We start from the raw sequence: 16,792 nt of genomic DNA, 5'->3' as shown, positions 1-16,792 counted from the left end.
TATACTTAGATATGATTCGTATTTTTGGTATAAAGTTTACTATATGGCCACATTAACCATACAAGTTAAAGATATCGACACTGAATTTCTTTTAGAGGTATTAAAAAGAATTAATGCCAAGATAATTCAAACTTCTAAAAAGCAACTTTTGCTAGATAAAATAAAACAAGGGATAAAAGAGGCTAAAGACATTAAAGCCGGAAAAACTGCACCGCTATCCCTCAATGATATATGACTGAAGAATTTAAAATTATATCTTCCCCTAGTTTTACAAAAAAGCGAAGCATTAAAAAAAGGAACATTTATCATTAATTAACGATTTATCTCAATTTAAGGGTAACTCTACTCAAAAATCCGAGAACAGGTATCTATTTGGAGAACGATATTATCTACAAATTGAAAATGAAATCAATATGATTTATATTTACGACAAGTCGGAAGAAGCAACGATTACGAAAAAAGATATACAGAAAACAATTGCTGGCTTGTAAATGTGTGTTGAACGCTTTACCAACATCCTCAGATCGTTAGTTCAAACCTGTTCATACCTATATCAAAAACAGTATAAATTTAACAAAACTAAATTTTATTAAAAATATTTTCAATTTCCTATTGACAAATTAAATTTTGTTACTACATTTGGCTCAACAAAAAAAGAAATGCAAAATACTAACACATATTACTTTGGTTACTTTTACTATTTTAGTGAGAGCCGGGGCTAATATGCAAAAAGATAGATAAAAATATTAAAATGTATAAGAAAGTCCCGGTAAACAGCCGGGACTTTTTTGTTTTAACGCAAAAATGGAAACGACAAAACGTGTAGCAATTCAGGGTATTAAAGCATCTTTCCACGAAGAAGCCGCATACAAATTCTTTGGTAAAGATATTGAAACTGTTGAGTGTAACTCTTTTAAAGAGACCTGCGATAAACTAGAAAAAAACGAGGCAGACTTCGTAGTAATGGCTATAGAAAACTCTATCGCTGGCAGTTTATTGCCAAACTATACACTGATCAGAGATTTTGGTTTTTCAGTTGTGGGCGAAGTTTACTTACCTATTCAGTTGCATTTAATGGCGCTACCAGGTGTAAAGTTTGAAGATATTAAAGTGGTTACCTCTCACCCTATTGCCATCCGCCAGTGTATCGATTTCTTTTACGATTATCCACACATTAAAATTGTTGAAAGCAATGATACTGCTGCCTGTGCTAAACGGATTCAGGAAGAGCAATTAACCGATACCATGGCTATTGCAAACAGTTTAGCGGCAGAACTTTATAACCTGAATATTTTAGAACGCCGTGTAGAATCAAACAAAAAAAATTACACGCGTTTCCTGATCCTGAAAAAAGACAAAACAGACGAAGGCAAGAAAATAAACAAAGCATCCATATGTTTTCAGGTTGGACACAAAGCCGGCTCATTGGCCACTGTGTTAAATATATTTGCAGAACAAGAGGTAAGCTTAACAAAAATACAATCTATGCCGGTTTTAGGTAAAAGAAATGAGTATTACTTTTACGTGGATCTGGAATGGCCCAGCACCGAAAAATATGATAAGGCCATTAGAAAGGCATTAAAATACACTTCGAACTTTAATATCCTGGGAGAATACCAGAAGAACGATAAAGTATAGCAAGTCGGGAGTCCGAAGTCAGGAGTCCGCAGACAGATCGCAGCACATTAAAACTTGTAATAAAATAACTAAAATATAACTCCGGACTTCCGACTACGGACGCTGGACTTTAAACAACCCCATCATCATGAAACTTAATTTAAACATTCAACCTTTAAACACCTGGTTAAACGTAAACAACGAACCACTAATTATTTCTGGTCCTTGCAGTGCAGAAACTGAAGAACAATTATTAACTACAGCACACTTATTGGCCGCTACCGGTAAAGTATCGGTATTGCGTGCAGGTATCTGGAAACCACGTACCCGTCCGGGAGAGTTTGAAGGTATCGGAAGTATCGGTTTAGAATGGTTAAAACGCGCCAAAGCAGAAACGGGTTTACCTACGGCCGTAGAGGTTGCAAATGCAAAACACGTTGAAGAGGCTTTGGCAGCCGGTGTGGATATCCTTTGGATCGGAGCACGTTCTACGGTAAATCCTTTCACCGTGCAGGAAATTGCTGATGCTTTAAAAGGTCATGATGTTCCGGTATTGATCAAAAATCCGGTCAACCCTGATTTACAATTATGGATCGGCGCAATTGAGCGTATCAATGGTGCAGGAATTACTAAAATCGGTGCTATTCACCGTGGTTTCTCGTCATTCGAAAAAAGTTCTTTCCGTAATGAACCAATGTGGGAAATGGCTATCCAGTTAAAAACTTTATGTCCTGAACTTCCGATCATCAACGATCCAAGCCATATCTGTGGTAACCGCGAGTTAATCCCTTACGTTTCTCAAAAAGCGCTGGATTTAGATATGCAAGGTTTAATGATCGAATCTCACGTAGATCCTTCTGTTGCCTGGACAGATGCCAAACAACAAGTTACACCAGCAGCTTTAGCTGATTTGGTAGACCGTTTAACCGTACGTGAACCTGAGGTACCAAACGAAGCCTCTGCTGATAAATTAGCTGAATTACGTAAATCAATCGATAAAATTGATGATATCTTATTACAGAAATTAGGTGAGCGCATGGCTATTGTAGAGAAAATCGGTGAATTTAAGCGCGATAACCAGGTAACGATTTTACAGGTTAACCGTTGGGATGCTATCATTAAAAAAGGCCATGCTTTTGCCAAAGCCTTGAAATTAGACTTAAACTTTACAGAGAAATTCCTTGAATTAATGCACGGAGAATCCATCCGTAAGCAAACTGAAATTATGAATGCCGGTAAAGCTGAAAAAGGCATCGCTGCGGAACAACATAACGAGGTTAAAGCCTAAAAAGGTAGAAGGCCAGCAGGTTTAAGGTAGAGGATGAAACTTAACCTTAAAAAGGAATCCTCTACAAATAACATTTATTGATGTGGTGTCAGATCTAACCACCTGACACTTACATTTAAGTATAAAATAGAATAAAAATGTCTAAAAATGCCTTAGTTTCTTTTAAAGGAACCAAGAATATTAATGCGGAAATCCAATTAACGGGCTCAAAAAGCGAATGCAACAGGGCTTTGATCATTAGCGCTTTAAGTAAAAAACTGGTTAAAGTAGAAAATCTTTCCAACGCTGCCGATACGGTAACCTTAAATGGTATCCTAAACAAGTTGGGAGTTGAGGGCAGTGAGTTGCGAGGAGACTCCAAACTGAAAACTGCGAACTCCGAACTGGTAGACGTTGGTCCTGCAGGAACTGCTATGCGTTTCTTGTCTGCATATCTTTCAGCTAAAAATGGCAATTTCCTACTTACCGGTACCGAGCGCATGAAACAACGCCCTATCGGTATTTTGGCAGAAGCCTTAAAAACTATTGGTGCTGATATTTCTTATGCGGAGGCCGAAGGTTTTCCACCGCTGAATATCAACGGTCCACTGGATCAAAAGACAAACCAGGTGAAAATTAAGGGTGATATCAGCAGTCAGTATATCTCGGCCTTGCTGATGATTGCACCTATCCTGCCTCAGGGCCTGACTTTAGAAATTGAAGGTGAGCTTACCTCTAAACCCTATGTAGATATGACTTTGGATATGCTTGCGGAAGTTGGTATCGAACACAGCTGGAATGGGAATTCCATTTCCATTAAACCACAGGCGTTTAAACCAGGCACGCTGATTGTAGAACCCGATTGGAGTGCTGCATCATATTGGTATAGTATTGCCGCCTTAGCTGATGAAGCAGAAATTACTTTGCCAGCCTTAAAAGCGAAAAGTTTACAGGGTGATAGCCAGATCAAAAATATCATGAAGATTTTTGGCATTGCGACCAGCAAAACTGATAATGGAATTGCCATTAGCAACCTGGGCCTTTCTTTAGATACAAAAGAAGTTTTAAACCTAAAAACCTGCCCGGATTTAGCACAAACGATTATCGTTATTGCCGCAGCTTTAGGTAAAAACATGTCTTTTACAGGCCTGGAGACATTAAAAATTAAAGAAACAGACCGTATTGCAGCCCTTCAGAACGAATTAGCTAAAATCGGCGTTACATTGACGGAAAGTAACCTGGTATATACGCTAAATACCGATAATCTTCACTTTCCAGATCAGATTACCATTGCAACCTATGAGGACCATCGCATGGCCATGGCTTTTGCACCCCTTGCATTGCTGATCAAAGAAGTTGAAATTGAAGACATGCAGGTGGTAGAAAAATCATATCCCTACTACTGGGAAGATCTGAAAAAAGCGGGATTTAATATTAGTATCAAGAATTAAGTAGCAAGATTGGGAATTTAACACCATTCTATCATTCAAAAATCAATCATTCACTTATTAAAATATGGCAGGTAACTCATTCGGACAACTTTTTCGCATCACAACATTTGGTGAATCCCATGGTGTGGCTATTGGTGTAATTATCGATGGCTGTCCGGCACAACTGGATATTGACATGGATTTTATCCAGTCGGAACTGGATAAACGTAAACCTGGACAGTCTAAAATTACCACTCAAAGGAAAGAAAGTGATTCGGTTCAGATCCTATCGGGTGTATTTGAAGGAAAAAGTACCGGTACACCAATTGCACTTTTAATCCCGAATGAGGATCAGCGATCAAAAGATTATGGACATAATGTTGATGTTTACCGTCCGAGCCATGCCGATTATGTTTACGATGCTAAATATGGGATCCGCGATCACCGTGGCGGCGGCCGTTCTTCTGCCCGCGAAACCGCTGCCCGCGTAGCAGCAGGAGCAATTGCAAAGCTGTTTCTAAAGCAACAGGGGATCGAGATTTTCGCCCATGTAACTTCAGTAGGCACAATTGAAGCACCGAATCTGGAAAGCAATGACCTATCTGCCCTATTGCAAATCAGAGAAGAAAATATTGTGCGCTGCGCCGATCCTGCAACTGCACACGAAATGATTGAATTTATAGATTCAGTTAGAAAAGATGGCGACACCGTTGGGGGGAAAATAAGTTGCGTAATAAAAGGTTGCCCGGCAGGTTTAGGCGAACCTGTTTTTGATAAATTACATGCTGATTTAGGTAAAGCCATGCTTAGTATTAATGCTGTTCATGGTTTCGAATATGGCTCCGGTTTTGCCGGAAGCGAATTACGGGGATCTGAGCATAACGATATTCCCCAACCAAAAGCTGCAGATTCGAAAGTATTTAAAACCACTACCAATTATGCAGGGGGCATTTTAGGGGGCATTTCTAATGGAATGGATATTACGTTCAAAGTGGCATTTAAGCCTGTTGCAACCATCATGCATAACCAACAAACCATAAATGCCGCAGGTGAAGCTTCGGAGATTAAAGGCAAAGGCAGGCACGACCCTTGTGTAGTACCGAGAGCAGTAGTGATTGTTGAAGCCATGGCCGCACTGGTTTTAGCCGATCAGTTTTTAAGAAACAAAGCCAGTATTATTTAATTTCCGTCAATGAGAATCATTACCTTTTTCCTGCTCCTGATCAGCATGAATAGCTATGCTCAAAGTTATGCTGAACAGATTGCAAAACATCGTGAGGCTTATAAAGAGGATTTCATAAAGGACGAGCGATCGCCACTTAAAAAAAGTGACTTGCAAAACCTGCACTTTTACGACGCGGATAGTACATATAAAATTTTAGCCGTCGTAGAATTGCTAAAGAACGAAAAAGTTTTCAAAATGCCTGCTTTTAATGGCTCCAGCAGTGATTATTATAAATATGCACATGTAAACTTCGTTATCCATAACAAAAAAGTCCAAATGACTTTGTATAAAAGTGTTTCTTTATCAAGCAATCCATTGTATAAAGATCACCTCTTTTTGCCTTTCACAGATGAAACCAACAATAAAGAAACTTATGGTGGTGGCAGGTACATTGATCTGAATGCAAAAGAAATTGCAGATAATCATATCGAAATCGATTTTAATAAAGCATATAATCCTTACTGTGCGTATAGTGACGGATATCGCTGTCCTGTGCCACCGGCAGAAAATGATTTATCATTGGCCGTAAAAGCTGGAGAGAAATTATACACCGGTAAAAAGAAACACCAGTAATAAATTTGACTTTATTAATAAACGATATGATAAATGCATAATAATTGACATTTTAATGTAAATTACATTCTTTAAAATAAGAACAGTTTTCTAAATTAATTACATCCTGATATCGAAATGAAATACAGCTGTTTAATTGTTGATGATAATGAAATTGAAAGGGATGCCATAGAAATGCATCTTAAAAAAATCCCATCATTAGATATTATTGCTGTTTGCACCAATGGTATAGAAGCTTCGCAAATTTTATCAACCACTTCAGCAGATATCGTTTTTTCTGATATCGATATGCCAGAACTTTCTGGTATGGATTTATTAAAGAGCTTAAAAAAACAACCGCTATTTATCTTCATCACCTCGTTTAGCGAGTACGCTGCAGAAAGTTTTAACCTGGATGCATTGGATTTTATTGTTAAGCCCGCAACTTTCGAACGGATATTAAAAGCAACCAATAAAGCGATCGAGTATATTGAGTTAAGGAAACAGGTAGATAAACTACCTGAAGAGAACTTAAACACTGACGATAAAACAGATGAGGATTATTTCTTTTTCAGGGAAACTAAAGGCATAACGAAGCTGAAATATAATGATGTGATTTACATAGAAAGTATGGGTGATTTTTCAAAACTGTTTACCCGTAACAATAAACATATTATTTTAGTAAGCCTAAAAAATTTAGAAAAACAATTGCCTTCGAAAATTTTCTCCAGGGTACATAAGCAGTACATTATTAATGTAAACCATATTGTAACCTTAACTAATCATGAGATTCATCTAGAACATAACTTTTTGGTTCCCATAAGCGCTGCTAACAGGCAAGAACTGCTGGAAAAATCAATCGACAAGAAAATTTTGTCGAGATTTTTAAAATAAATTATTTGTTCAACGTTATTTTAAAATAACTTCCTCCCCCAGGGTTGGTACCTGCGCTAATTTTACCATTCATCAGGCTTATAAAGGTTCTGGAGAGTAATAAACCTAAGCCTGTACCTTTTTCTTTATTGGTACCCAAAGTACTCACCACCACGCCAGAATAACCTGTCTGATTAAAATGTCCGATCTGTGCGGATGTTAAACCGATGCCTGTATCAGAAATTTTAATCTCAAGCGTACTTTCAGTTGTAAGCATACTGATGGTAATGGTGCCACCATCCGGAGTAAATTTAATGGCATTGCTGACGATATTTCTTATAACAAGTATGAACATATTCGAATCTGCCCTGCAAAATGCCTGGGTTGGCACCAAATTTTGAATAGTCAGACTTTTTTCATGGGCATGATGTTGCAAAGAAAGAATAACTTCATCAATCAGTTCGTAAATATCCAACGGTTCTAAATATGGATTAAACCCCTGCATCTGGCTGGCTGCCCAATTCAGGAGGTTTTCCATCATTGTGGAAGTGTACGTAAGGTTATTTCTTAGTGAAACCGCATACCGTTTCAACTTCTCCTGTTCAATATTACCGTCCTCAAGCAATTGCATAAAGGAGATTAAAGAGTTTACGGGGGTACGCATATCGTGACTCACCACGCTAAAAATACGGTCTTTAACCTTACTTAGCTGCTCCAATTCCCGTTTTTGTTTATTGATAATGATATTCAAGCGCTTTGTTTTTCGCTGATTGTAAAAGATCACCATGGCAATAATCAGAATCAGCGTAGTGGCTATGGTGAGGAATAATTTCACACGACTATCAAATTTAATCTGCTGTACCTGCTTACTAATCTGCCTATCCTTTATGCCGCTGGCTAGCTGGGCCTCGAATTTAGCTTTAGCAAATTTACTCTCCTGAGCCAGGCGCTGAATATCAAGATCAGCTTTTGCTTTTTGAAAAGTCAACAGATCCAATGCTTTTTCTTTATCAATCAAGATCAATTGTTGCCTCTTCAGTTCAAGTTCCTGCTGCTGCCTCTTTAACTCGCCTTCGGTAAGTTTTTGTTTTAATAAATAATCACGCTCCTTAATGCCAAAATCAAGCTGCATTTGCCTTCTGGTAATTTCCTTTTCCTTTTCCTGATCAAAAATTTTATCTCTAACCGCAATATATCGCCTATAGTATGCTAAAGATTTGTTGTAATCTTTTAATTTTTCATATACCACACTCAAACCTAAGGTAGATTGTTTTTCAATTTCAAGCAGTCTATTTTCTTCTGCAATTTTTAGACTATTATTGAGCAGGTTAATTGCATTTTCAAAATCATTTTCATTTTGGTAAAAGTTACCTAGAGCATATAAACTTGCAGCATAGGCCTCTTTATCTTCTTCCGATTTATTCAGCTCAACAGATTTTTGATATGATTTTAATGCTATATCCTTTTGTCCTATTGAAGTATACAAATCAGCCAATTCTCTTTTAACCGTAGCGATTATACCTAAATCTCCAATAGCCTCTGATACCTTTAACGATTTGTTATAATAGGTTAATGCCAGTTTTACCTTTTGGCTGGGCATTACATTCATCTCCATTAATTCACGATCTGAAGCCTCGAAATAATTGTTTCCGATCAACCCATAAACAACTGCTGCCCCTCTTGTATTTTCGCCATCTTTAATAAATATTTTTAAGGCCCTGTTCATGTAAACCAGGGCCTGACTTTGATTGCCCAGACGCTGATAAATAGTTGAAACATTGGTATAACAACTTGCCAGATCAACTTCATTGCCCATTTTTTCGTAAATAGCAATAGCTTTCTGGTTTACATCCAATGATTTAACATAATCAGGAATACTGCTATACAAGGCTCCCAGGTTAAGGTAAGTACCAGCTACCATATCCAAATTTCCCACCGAAGCAAATTCAGCAACTGCCTTTTGATAGTTTTCTTCTGCTTTTTGGTATTCAGACCTCCCGTGGTACATTAAACCTCTACGGTAATAAGCCATTGCAGAAAATTTTTTCAGATTCTTCTCATGAGCAAGCTTAATGGTTTTATCCACATATTCCTCCGCCTTTTCTACCTCTTTCATCCTCATGTATTGGCGGTAAACCTCCGTCAATATTTTAATTTTAGTAGAGTCTGATTTCGAATTCTTTTGATTTAAAACCAACAGACTATCCAGTTTTTTCTGTGGTGCAGCGATCTGGCTGAAGCCTACCGTACATAGGAATGAAAAAAAAAGAAACAGCATGCCTTTTTTTAGAAAACATACTTTATTTACTAACTGGATATTTCCAAGACAGGACCTCATTTTCAGATCGAACTAATTAATTATCTGATCTGAAAAATTCATTAAAAATCTTGAAATTACAGCGTTTATATCCGGGATGAGATAAGACATTCTGAAAATTACAAAAGTAAATTTGGCTTATAAAGGTAAAAAAGGCGGACGAGTCACAATTTTTTTACCATTACTTCAAAATTACAATCATTTGTAACATAAACAAGAAATTTGGCTGTAAAACGTTAAAATTATCTGTACTAGACCCTTAGTTAAAATAGTGAGGGGTACTTATTGGGATTTGCTTCATGCATCATTTGATAAACGGCTTCGATAACATCATCTACAGATGGCTTGCTGAAATAATCACCGTCTGACCCAAATGGCGGACGATGTGCTTTAGCCGATAATGTTTTTGGCTGACCATCTAAGTAGAAATAGCCTTTTTGTTCTTCAAGCACCTGTTGCAGGATATAAGCTGAAGCCCCTCCGGGAACATCCTCATCTACGACCAGTAATTTACTGGTTTTGGCAAGCGACTTTACACAAACCTGCGTGGTATCAAACGGTAAAAGCGTTTGAGGATCTATAATCTCGACAGAGATACCTAATAAGCTCAGCTCTTCTGCCGCCTCCTGTACTATTCTTAAGCAGGAACCATATGAAATAACCGTAACATCGGTTCCTTCTTCCAACACCTCTGCTCTGCCCAATGGTACGGTAAATTCTCCAGCATTACTTGGTAGTTTTTCTTTAAGTCTGTAACCATTTAAACATTCGATTACAATTGCTGGTTCATCAGCCCTAAAAAGAGTATTATACATACCGGCAGCCTGCGTCATATTTCTTGGCACACATACATGCATTCCCCTTAAAGTACTTAAAATCATACTGATTGGCGAACCAGAATGCCAGATTCCTTCCAGACGATGGCCACGGGTACGTACTATAACCGGTGCTTTTTGAATTCCTTTGGTACGATAAGAAAGCGATGCCAGATCGTCGCTCAGTACATTTAGTGCAAAAATTAAATAATCCAGGTATTGTATTTCGGCAATAGGCTTTAACCCCCTCATTGCCAGACCGATACCTTGTCCCATAATAGTCATTTCCCTAATTCCGGTATCGGTAATCCTTAATTCCCCATATTTGGCCTGCAACCCTGCAAATCCCTGGTTTACGTCTCCAATGTTCCCTAAATCTTCTCCAAAAGCAACTAAACGTGGATCGCGTGCAAAGTTTTCATTAAAGCAGGCATTGAGTACTTCCCTACCGTCAACCATTTTTGGTTGTTCATCATATATGGCTTCAACCAATGCAATCGTATCCGGACTTTCTTTACCGTTGGTATGCAACTTGGAATTGTAACGGTCATAATTTAAATGATCCTGTTGTTTATACCACGCTAATAGCTCATCACGTTCAGGACTGTTCAAACCAGCTGATAAGCGTATGGCTTTTCGTGCAGCAGCAAATACTTCCCTGCGTTGTGCATCGGCAATTGAAGCTAAATTTGCTGCAATTTTTGCCAGTTCGGATTGATGTTTAGCTATGGCTCTAACTAAATCAACCACTTGTTTTTGCTCTGGTTTAATGCTATCCAGAAATTCATTCCAGGCTTCTTTTTGTGCGTTGCGTACAAAAACCTTTGCGTTTTTTTCGAGTGTTGTAATTTCCTCTTCGGTTGCCAGCGCCGATTCGAGCATCCAGGTACGCATTTTCTGAATACAATCATATTCAGTTTCCCAGGATAAACGGTCTTTTGATTTATACCTTTCGTGCGAACCGGAGGTAGAGTGTCCCTGAGGTTGGGTAAGCTCGGTAACATGAATTAAAACGGGTACATGTTCGTCTCTGCAAACCTGTATTGCCTTTTCATATACCTCACATAAAGCCGGATAATCCCAGCCTTTTACTTTATAAATTTCATATCCTGGTTGATCAGCATTACGTTGGAAACCTTTCAAAACTTCGGAAATATCTTCTTTAGTCGTTTGATATTTTGCCGGAACTGAAATACCATAGTCATCATCCCAGATAGAAATGGCCATTGGTATCTGTAAAACACCAGCAGCATTAATGGCTTCGAAAAATACCCCTTCCGAAGTTGATGCATTACCAATGGTACCAAAGGCCACTTCATTTCCGTTTACAGAAAAATGTTTTAGATAATCCAGTTCTTTATTTTGCCTGAATAATTTAGAAGCATAAGCTAAACCGACCAACCGGGCCATCTGGCCACCCGTTGGCGAAATATCAGATGAGCAGTTCTTAATTTGTGTTAAATCGTTCCAACTGCCATCTTCGTTAACAGATTTTGTTGCAAAATGACAGTTCATCTGTCTTCCGCCCGAAAATGGATCGGCTCCATCGGTTGGATTGGCATAGAGCTGTGCAAAAAATTCTTTAATGGTAGAAATCCCTGTTGCAAAGGCAAAAGTTTGATCGCGGTAATAACCCGAGCGCCAATCGCCATTTTTAAATGCTTTCGCCATCGCCAGTTGCGGAACCTCTTTACCATCGCCGAAAATACCAAATTTAGCCTTCCCTGTTAATACTTCCCGACGGCCTAAAATACTGGCCTGCCTACTTTCGAAGGCAATTCTATAGTCGTTTATAACGATTGATTTAAATTCGTTAAAACTAAGTTCGGAAGCATCAATAGTTTTGGTCATCAATTTTTCATTCGGCATAGTAATCAAAGATTGGTTGCGGCAAATATAGGCAAAATTAAAAGCTTGCCTTTATCCTCTATTGTAAAATTATATATGGATTTGCAAAATATAGTTGGAATAGTTTTTGTTTTATCAGGAAAACATTAAATTTGTTTTAGAATTTTAAAAAATAAATTACAACCGCATAACATGAAAAAGATCTTAGTATTATTCGCTTTTGTTTTAGGTTTTGGGCTTGCAGTGAATGCACAAACCAAGCCTGCAGAGTTTAAATTTGAATCAGAAACGCATGATTTTGGTAAAATTGTTTTAAACAAACCAGTAACATACGATTTCAAATATACCAATATTGGCGAGGCACCGTTAATCATCACCAAAGCTGAAGCAAGCTGTGGCTGTACCGTACCTAAATATACTTCTACACCAATCAAAAAAGGTGAGACAGGTGTAATTTCGGTAACTTTTAATGCTGCTGCTGGTCCATCAACTTTTTCTAAAGCTGTAACCATTACTTCAAATGCTAAAACACCAATTAAAGTGCTTTACATTAAAGGCGAAACAGTTGCCGCATCTTCAAAATAATTTTTTTTAAACGATAATATTTAAAAAGTCCGGATTTTCATCCGGACTTTTTTATTTTTGTGCCATGCCAAAAATTTCACAAAAAGGTGTGCAGATGCCTGCATCACCAATCAGAAAGCTAACTCCATTTGCAGATCAAGCTAAAAAAGATGGTAAAAAAGTTTTCCATTTAAATATCGGTCAACCAGATATCGAAACACCTGAAGGAATGTTAAACGCCATCAAAAACATTGATTTTAATGTTTGGGCCTACACCCCGTCAGAAGGTACGCTTGCCTATCGTTTAAAACTTACCGAATATTATAATAAACTGGGCTACAATATTACACCAGAAAATATTCTGGTAACCGTTGGTGGTTCTGAGGCCATCACCATTGCTATGCAAACCTGCGTAAACGAAGGAGATGAAATTATCATTCCAGAGCCTTTTTATGCCAATTACAATGGTTTTGCCTGTATGAGCAATGTGGTGGTGAAACCGATCCTTTCGTACATTGAAAATGGTTTTGCGTTACCACCGATTGCCGAATTCGAGAAATTGATTACCGAAAAAACCAAAGCGATTATTATCTGCAATCCCAATAACCCTACCGGTTATTTGTATTCGAAAGCAGAATTAGAGGCTTTAAAAACACTTTGTGTTAAATACGATCTGTTTTTATTTTCTGATGAAGCCTATCGCGAATTCTGTTACGATGGAAGAGAATTTATCTCGCCGATGCATTTAGATGGTTTAGATGAAAACGTGGTGGTTATGGATACTGTTTCTAAACGTTATAGCGCCTGTGGTGCACGGCTAGGCTGTTTAATTACCAAAAATAAAGATGTTATCGCTTCAGGATTAAAATTTGCACAGGCAAGATTAAGTCCGGGCATGGTTGAACAGATTGCTGGTGCAGCGGCTGTAGATACACCAGACAGTTATTTCGAAAAAGTAAATACCGAATATACTTTACGCAGAGATACTTTGGTTAATCGTTTAAATAATATTGAAGGTGTTTTCTGTCCAAATCCGGGGGGTGCATTTTATGTAGTGGCCAAATTCCCAATTGATGATGCCGATAAATTCTGTCAGTGGATTCTAGAAGATTTTAACCATAACAACCAAACGGTAATGATGGCACCAGCTACCGGCTTTTACTCCACTACTGGTTCTGGTAAAAATGAGGTCCGTATGGCCTATGTATTAAATACCGACGATTTAAATACAGCTATGGACTGTCTGGAAATAGCATTAAAGCAATATCCGGGAAGAGTAGATTAAAACATTATTGTTTAAGCCGGTTAATTGTTGAGCAGCAGTTCAAACAATTAATCGGTTTAAACAGTCAATACTCATACCTGGTTATTGATTAATCTGGTAAGCTATCACATTTTACCGAAACAATAAGCGGCATGCAAAGGTTTTGAGATCATGACTGCATTTAACATTGAAATTAATCACAGCGATCTGGCGATAACGCTGACCGTTATTCCAAAAGACGATTATTTTAAAATCGTTTATTCAGGGGAGATTTTAGGCATTTTAAAAAAACAGGAATCTGACTGGATTTTGCTTAAAGCAGAAGAGATCGATCCTGAGATACTAGCGGCTGATTATAAATTGGCTGAAAACAATCATCATCCTACCCTTGGCGTGGCCGAAATCAATCAGATTTCTGGTGCAATCGAAAACCATTTAAAGTAATGGCATTCCAGATGTAAATGGCCTGAATAAAATTTAGGTGCCACTCCATGTCCTTTTCCATCCTCATTTAATACCTGTTCCGCTTTTTAGCATCAAATATCCTGCTCACACCAGTCAAAAATCGTTAACTTTTAGTTTCACCACGCTAACGCTGCTTTTTACCACGTTAATTCGAAAGTTGAAAATAAAAAAGCTAGAATTAAGCAATTGGCTATCGAGCAAATGATGTATGAACTTATAAGCTTCAGGGAGTTGATTTTGGATGCTACTAAAATCAAAGCGGTTTGTAAATGCGCGGATAAAGAATTTCAAGATAAAATTGTAGAGGAAAGCAAACGGATATTCAGCTCCATTCTGCATCATGTTATACAGGTAGATCCTGATAGATCAAAGTCTTACGTGAGACAACACCAAAGAGGGTTAATGCAATTAATAGAGGAGTTAGCAACTTTGATTAAGGAGAATGTACATAACGCTGATCAACAAAACAGAAACGACACGATCAGTAACATAGTCACCCTGCTCAATCAGATGATTATTGATCTACAGCAACATTTCCCCTATTATTTTGACTTTGATTGTCCCATCTCAGTATTTAGCCAGCAACAACTCTTGTTAACTATTTCAGGAAATTCCGGCAAGATTCTAAAAAAAGTTGAAGAACTGCATGCCGACCATGAAACCATAAGCTTATTTAAACAAATCTTCAAAAACCTGAATGACTATCAAGGGCGTTTCACTTTTGAACAGGCCAAGTATTTGTACGACTTTTTTGATTCACTAAAGACGGCATTAAATACATTTGTGCCGCCTTTAGATTTTTCCGATATGATTTCCCTACTCGTGTCGTTAAATTTTAATCATCCCTCTTTTTATCATTCCTGCTGCAGCCATCTTAATCATGAGCTTCAGAACTGTGAAAATATTAGCGAGCAATATAGATTAACCCATTTTTTTAAAAAACTGATTGGGCAGGTCTTTAAAACCATCAGCACACCATACAATAGAAATTTGCCCGATATTGATGAAGCTTTGTTGAGGTATATTGAAGGCGAAATCAGCTATCTTCGATCAATAGATACCATAGCCGAAGACCTGAGTAGCGGAGGTATTTTGGAGCGCCATTTTAAAGTAACCTTTACCGTTAGGCAGCTTGCGCTCTTTATCAATCTACAGGTTGAGGCAGGCATTATTACAACACAGAGCCCGAAACTGCTGCATCAATACATAACGAAACATTATAGTACTGCAGAAAAAGAAGTGATATCGGAAAAAAGCTTCAAAAACGCATACTATGGAAATTTGGATAAAGATATTGAGAAGGTGATCGAAAAAATCGTTGCCATGTTAAGCATTGCCCAGAACAAACACTAACCGAGAAGATTTAATAATTCTTTTTTATGTAAGAAATTTACAAATTCAAAATACCAGTGCTCTGAATAATCCTCCAGCGCAGATAGCTCTTTCTGTTTTACTCCAATGATATCCTGAAGCGTAAAAAAACCCATTAATTTACTTCTAAGCTTAAAATTCTCGGATAGTGGAAGTTCTGCAATTGGCAGGTTGAGGAGAAAATAATTTGACTGTGAGGAACTGTCCATAAAAAGCGTGGGTTAACCTGATATCCGCTTTAGAGGCACCGCAAAATGCCCAGACACAAGATAAACAGGCACCCACGCATAGCGTAGGCAACCATCTATTTTTCCTGTGTCTTTTTGAAGTTTTGCGGTTTTCTAAAACAGTAAAATAGCTATTGCTACAATATCAATATGTAAATTACTTTTTTTATTTCATAGCTCAAATATAACAGATCTGAGCCATTTTTTCCTTAAAACAAAAAAATAAAGGGGTTGCCGGCGGTTGCTGGAACAGCAACTTGACGAACTTTAAAATATGCCTTTCTTTACCCTCAAAACAGGTTATGGAAAAAAAGCAATACCTCTCAAAATTATCCTCCTACCATAAAATTACGGTTGGCTTCAGGGCCTACCTCAGGTACTCGACGTACCAAACCGATTTCAGGAAAATGGAAAAAATTTCGCTCGACAATTTAGAACTCGGTCACTTTTGTTACCTGGCTAAAGGCAGTGGAAGATTATATACTTATGACACCGAGAATGAGCAGGAAATTACCATCCTGTTCTTCCAGTCACAGGATATGTTGCCAGATTTTAAATCCACCTTTAGGTATATGCAAGGGCAGCTTTTTATACAATTTTTAGAAAATACAACTGTCTTAGGCATCCCCATAAAGCACAGCGATAACCTGAGCAAGATATTCCGGGAAACAGCCATTTTAAGTACTGAAATAAATGCCGAAATACTGGCAAAAATGATCATGATCATGATCGGATTGAAAACCCGAAATGCCGACTACAGGCTGAATAAACTACTTGAAAATTTTCCGACAGTTTTTAGCCAAACCGCAGTCAAAGATGTGGCTTCATACCTGGGTATCCATAGCAGTACGCTAAGTGCTATGAGAAACACAAATAAAAAGCATACACTATAATTTAAGCCTCCTGTCAACAAAATAATAGCTTAATAACCCATCCAGATGCTACCGATTTGCTATA

15 protein-coding genes are annotated in these 16,792 nt (G+C 37.8%); 12 read left to right on the top strand and 3 right to left on the bottom strand.

Translation table 11 applies throughout. The annotated features are described in order from the left end of the window. Positions 1–43: 43 nt before the first annotated feature. From ACK1I8_RS04230 to ACK1I8_RS04200, 7 genes are all read left to right on the top strand, one after another. Positions 44–235, top strand: coding sequence for a hypothetical protein (locus ACK1I8_RS04230; protein WP_412468096.1), 192 nt, complete (start codon positions 44–46; stop codon positions 233–235). A gap of 569 nt (positions 236–804) precedes the next feature. After that, positions 805–1,638: a prephenate dehydratase gene (locus ACK1I8_RS04225; RefSeq protein ID WP_412468095.1), complete on the top strand. Its 834-nt coding sequence runs from the start codon at positions 805–807 to the stop codon at positions 1,636–1,638. Between the two features lie 127 nt (positions 1,639–1,765). Continuing rightward, on the top strand, positions 1,766–2,905 hold the full coding sequence (locus ACK1I8_RS04220) for a chorismate mutase (protein WP_293788366.1): 1,140 nt from the start codon (positions 1,766–1,768) through the stop codon (positions 2,903–2,905). 137 nt (positions 2,906–3,042) lie between these two features. Further along, positions 3,043–4,335 (top strand): 3-phosphoshikimate 1-carboxyvinyltransferase, encoded by a 1,293-nt coding sequence (aroA, locus tag ACK1I8_RS04215; RefSeq protein ID WP_412468094.1) that lies wholly within the window; start codon positions 3,043–3,045, stop codon positions 4,333–4,335. A gap of 64 nt (positions 4,336–4,399) precedes the next feature. Next, positions 4,400–5,497 (top strand): chorismate synthase, encoded by a 1,098-nt coding sequence (aroC, locus tag ACK1I8_RS04210; protein WP_412468093.1) that lies wholly within the window; start codon positions 4,400–4,402, stop codon positions 5,495–5,497. A gap of 9 nt (positions 5,498–5,506) precedes the next feature. Then, the gene (locus tag ACK1I8_RS04205; protein WP_412468092.1) at positions 5,507–6,112 is read left to right on the top strand and encodes a DUF1684 domain-containing protein; all 606 of its coding nucleotides are present in this window, start codon (positions 5,507–5,509) and stop codon (positions 6,110–6,112) included. Positions 6,113–6,229: 117 nt separating this feature from the next. Then, positions 6,230–6,985, top strand: a complete 756-nt coding sequence (locus tag ACK1I8_RS04200) for a LytR/AlgR family response regulator transcription factor (protein ID WP_412468091.1) — start codon at positions 6,230–6,232, stop codon at positions 6,983–6,985. Between the two features lies 1 nt (position 6,986). Here the strand turns inward: ACK1I8_RS04200 and ACK1I8_RS04195 are convergent, their stop codons facing one another. Both ACK1I8_RS04195 and ACK1I8_RS04190 read right to left on the bottom strand, forming a co-directional pair. Continuing rightward, positions 6,987–9,242: a tetratricopeptide repeat protein gene (locus ACK1I8_RS04195; protein ID WP_412468090.1), complete on the bottom strand. Its 2,256-nt coding sequence runs from the start codon at positions 9,240–9,242 to the stop codon at positions 6,987–6,989. Between the two features lie 302 nt (positions 9,243–9,544). Next, complete coding sequence (locus ACK1I8_RS04190; protein WP_412468089.1) at positions 9,545–11,965, bottom strand: thiamine pyrophosphate-dependent enzyme; 2,421 nt, start codon at positions 11,963–11,965, stop codon at positions 9,545–9,547. 171 nt (positions 11,966–12,136) lie between these two features. On the opposite strand from ACK1I8_RS04190, the gene ACK1I8_RS04185 reads away from it, so the two are divergent. The 4 genes from ACK1I8_RS04185 (at position 12,137) to ACK1I8_RS04170 (ending at position 15,590) form a co-directional block, all read left to right on the top strand. Next, the gene (locus ACK1I8_RS04185; RefSeq protein ID WP_293788359.1) at positions 12,137–12,529 is read left to right on the top strand and encodes a DUF1573 domain-containing protein; all 393 of its coding nucleotides are present in this window, start codon (positions 12,137–12,139) and stop codon (positions 12,527–12,529) included. Positions 12,530–12,593: 64 nt separating this feature from the next. After that, positions 12,594–13,793: a pyridoxal phosphate-dependent aminotransferase gene (locus ACK1I8_RS04180; RefSeq protein WP_412468088.1), complete on the top strand. Its 1,200-nt coding sequence runs from the start codon at positions 12,594–12,596 to the stop codon at positions 13,791–13,793. 150 nt (positions 13,794–13,943) lie between these two features. Then, positions 13,944–14,216, top strand: a complete 273-nt coding sequence (locus tag ACK1I8_RS04175; protein ID WP_412468087.1) for a hypothetical protein — start codon at positions 13,944–13,946, stop codon at positions 14,214–14,216. Between the two features lie 207 nt (positions 14,217–14,423). Further along, complete coding sequence (locus tag ACK1I8_RS04170; RefSeq protein ID WP_412468086.1) at positions 14,424–15,590, top strand: hypothetical protein; 1,167 nt, start codon at positions 14,424–14,426, stop codon at positions 15,588–15,590. Here the strand turns inward: ACK1I8_RS04170 and ACK1I8_RS04165 are convergent. Then, the gene (locus ACK1I8_RS04165; RefSeq protein WP_412468085.1) at positions 15,587–15,817 is read right to left on the bottom strand and encodes a hypothetical protein; all 231 of its coding nucleotides are present in this window, start codon (positions 15,815–15,817) and stop codon (positions 15,587–15,589) included. The genes ACK1I8_RS04170 and ACK1I8_RS04165 overlap by 4 nt on opposite strands. A gap of 320 nt (positions 15,818–16,137) precedes the next feature. Between ACK1I8_RS04165 and ACK1I8_RS04160 the strand changes: the two genes are divergently transcribed. Next, entirely contained in the window at positions 16,138–16,728 is a 591-nt protein-coding gene (locus ACK1I8_RS04160) for a hypothetical protein (protein ID WP_412468084.1), read from the top strand. Positions 16,729–16,792 lie beyond the last annotated feature (64 nt).

The organism is Pedobacter sp. KLB.chiD, from assembly GCF_047040275.1.
Lineage (GTDB): Bacteria > Bacteroidota > Bacteroidia > Sphingobacteriales > Sphingobacteriaceae > Pedobacter.
This window is presented reverse-complemented; position numbering and strand designations above follow the sequence as displayed.

Coding starts and splice junctions, on each gene's coding strand:
- ACK1I8_RS04230 (WP_412468096.1), top strand. CDS start 44: ATGGCCACATTAACCATACAAGTTAAAGATATCGACACTGAATTTCTT.
- ACK1I8_RS04225 (WP_412468095.1), top strand. CDS start 805: ATGGAAACGACAAAACGTGTAGCAATTCAGGGTATTAAAGCATCTTTC.
- ACK1I8_RS04220 (WP_293788366.1), top strand. CDS start 1,766: ATGAAACTTAATTTAAACATTCAACCTTTAAACACCTGGTTAAACGTA.
- aroA (WP_412468094.1), top strand. CDS start 3,043: ATGTCTAAAAATGCCTTAGTTTCTTTTAAAGGAACCAAGAATATTAAT.
- aroC (WP_412468093.1), top strand. CDS start 4,400: ATGGCAGGTAACTCATTCGGACAACTTTTTCGCATCACAACATTTGGT.
- ACK1I8_RS04205 (WP_412468092.1), top strand. CDS start 5,507: ATGAGAATCATTACCTTTTTCCTGCTCCTGATCAGCATGAATAGCTAT.
- ACK1I8_RS04200 (WP_412468091.1), top strand. CDS start 6,230: ATGAAATACAGCTGTTTAATTGTTGATGATAATGAAATTGAAAGGGAT.
- ACK1I8_RS04195 (WP_412468090.1), bottom strand. CDS start 9,242: ATGCTGTTTCTTTTTTTTTCATTCCTATGTACGGTAGGCTTCAGCCAG.
- ACK1I8_RS04190 (WP_412468089.1), bottom strand. CDS start 11,965: ATGCCGAATGAAAAATTGATGACCAAAACTATTGATGCTTCCGAACTT.
- ACK1I8_RS04185 (WP_293788359.1), top strand. CDS start 12,137: ATGAAAAAGATCTTAGTATTATTCGCTTTTGTTTTAGGTTTTGGGCTT.
- ACK1I8_RS04180 (WP_412468088.1), top strand. CDS start 12,594: ATGCCAAAAATTTCACAAAAAGGTGTGCAGATGCCTGCATCACCAATC.
- ACK1I8_RS04175 (WP_412468087.1), top strand. CDS start 13,944: ATGACTGCATTTAACATTGAAATTAATCACAGCGATCTGGCGATAACG.
- ACK1I8_RS04165 (WP_412468085.1), bottom strand. CDS start 15,817: ATGGACAGTTCCTCACAGTCAAATTATTTTCTCCTCAACCTGCCAATT.
- ACK1I8_RS04160 (WP_412468084.1), top strand. CDS start 16,138: ATGGAAAAAAAGCAATACCTCTCAAAATTATCCTCCTACCATAAAATT.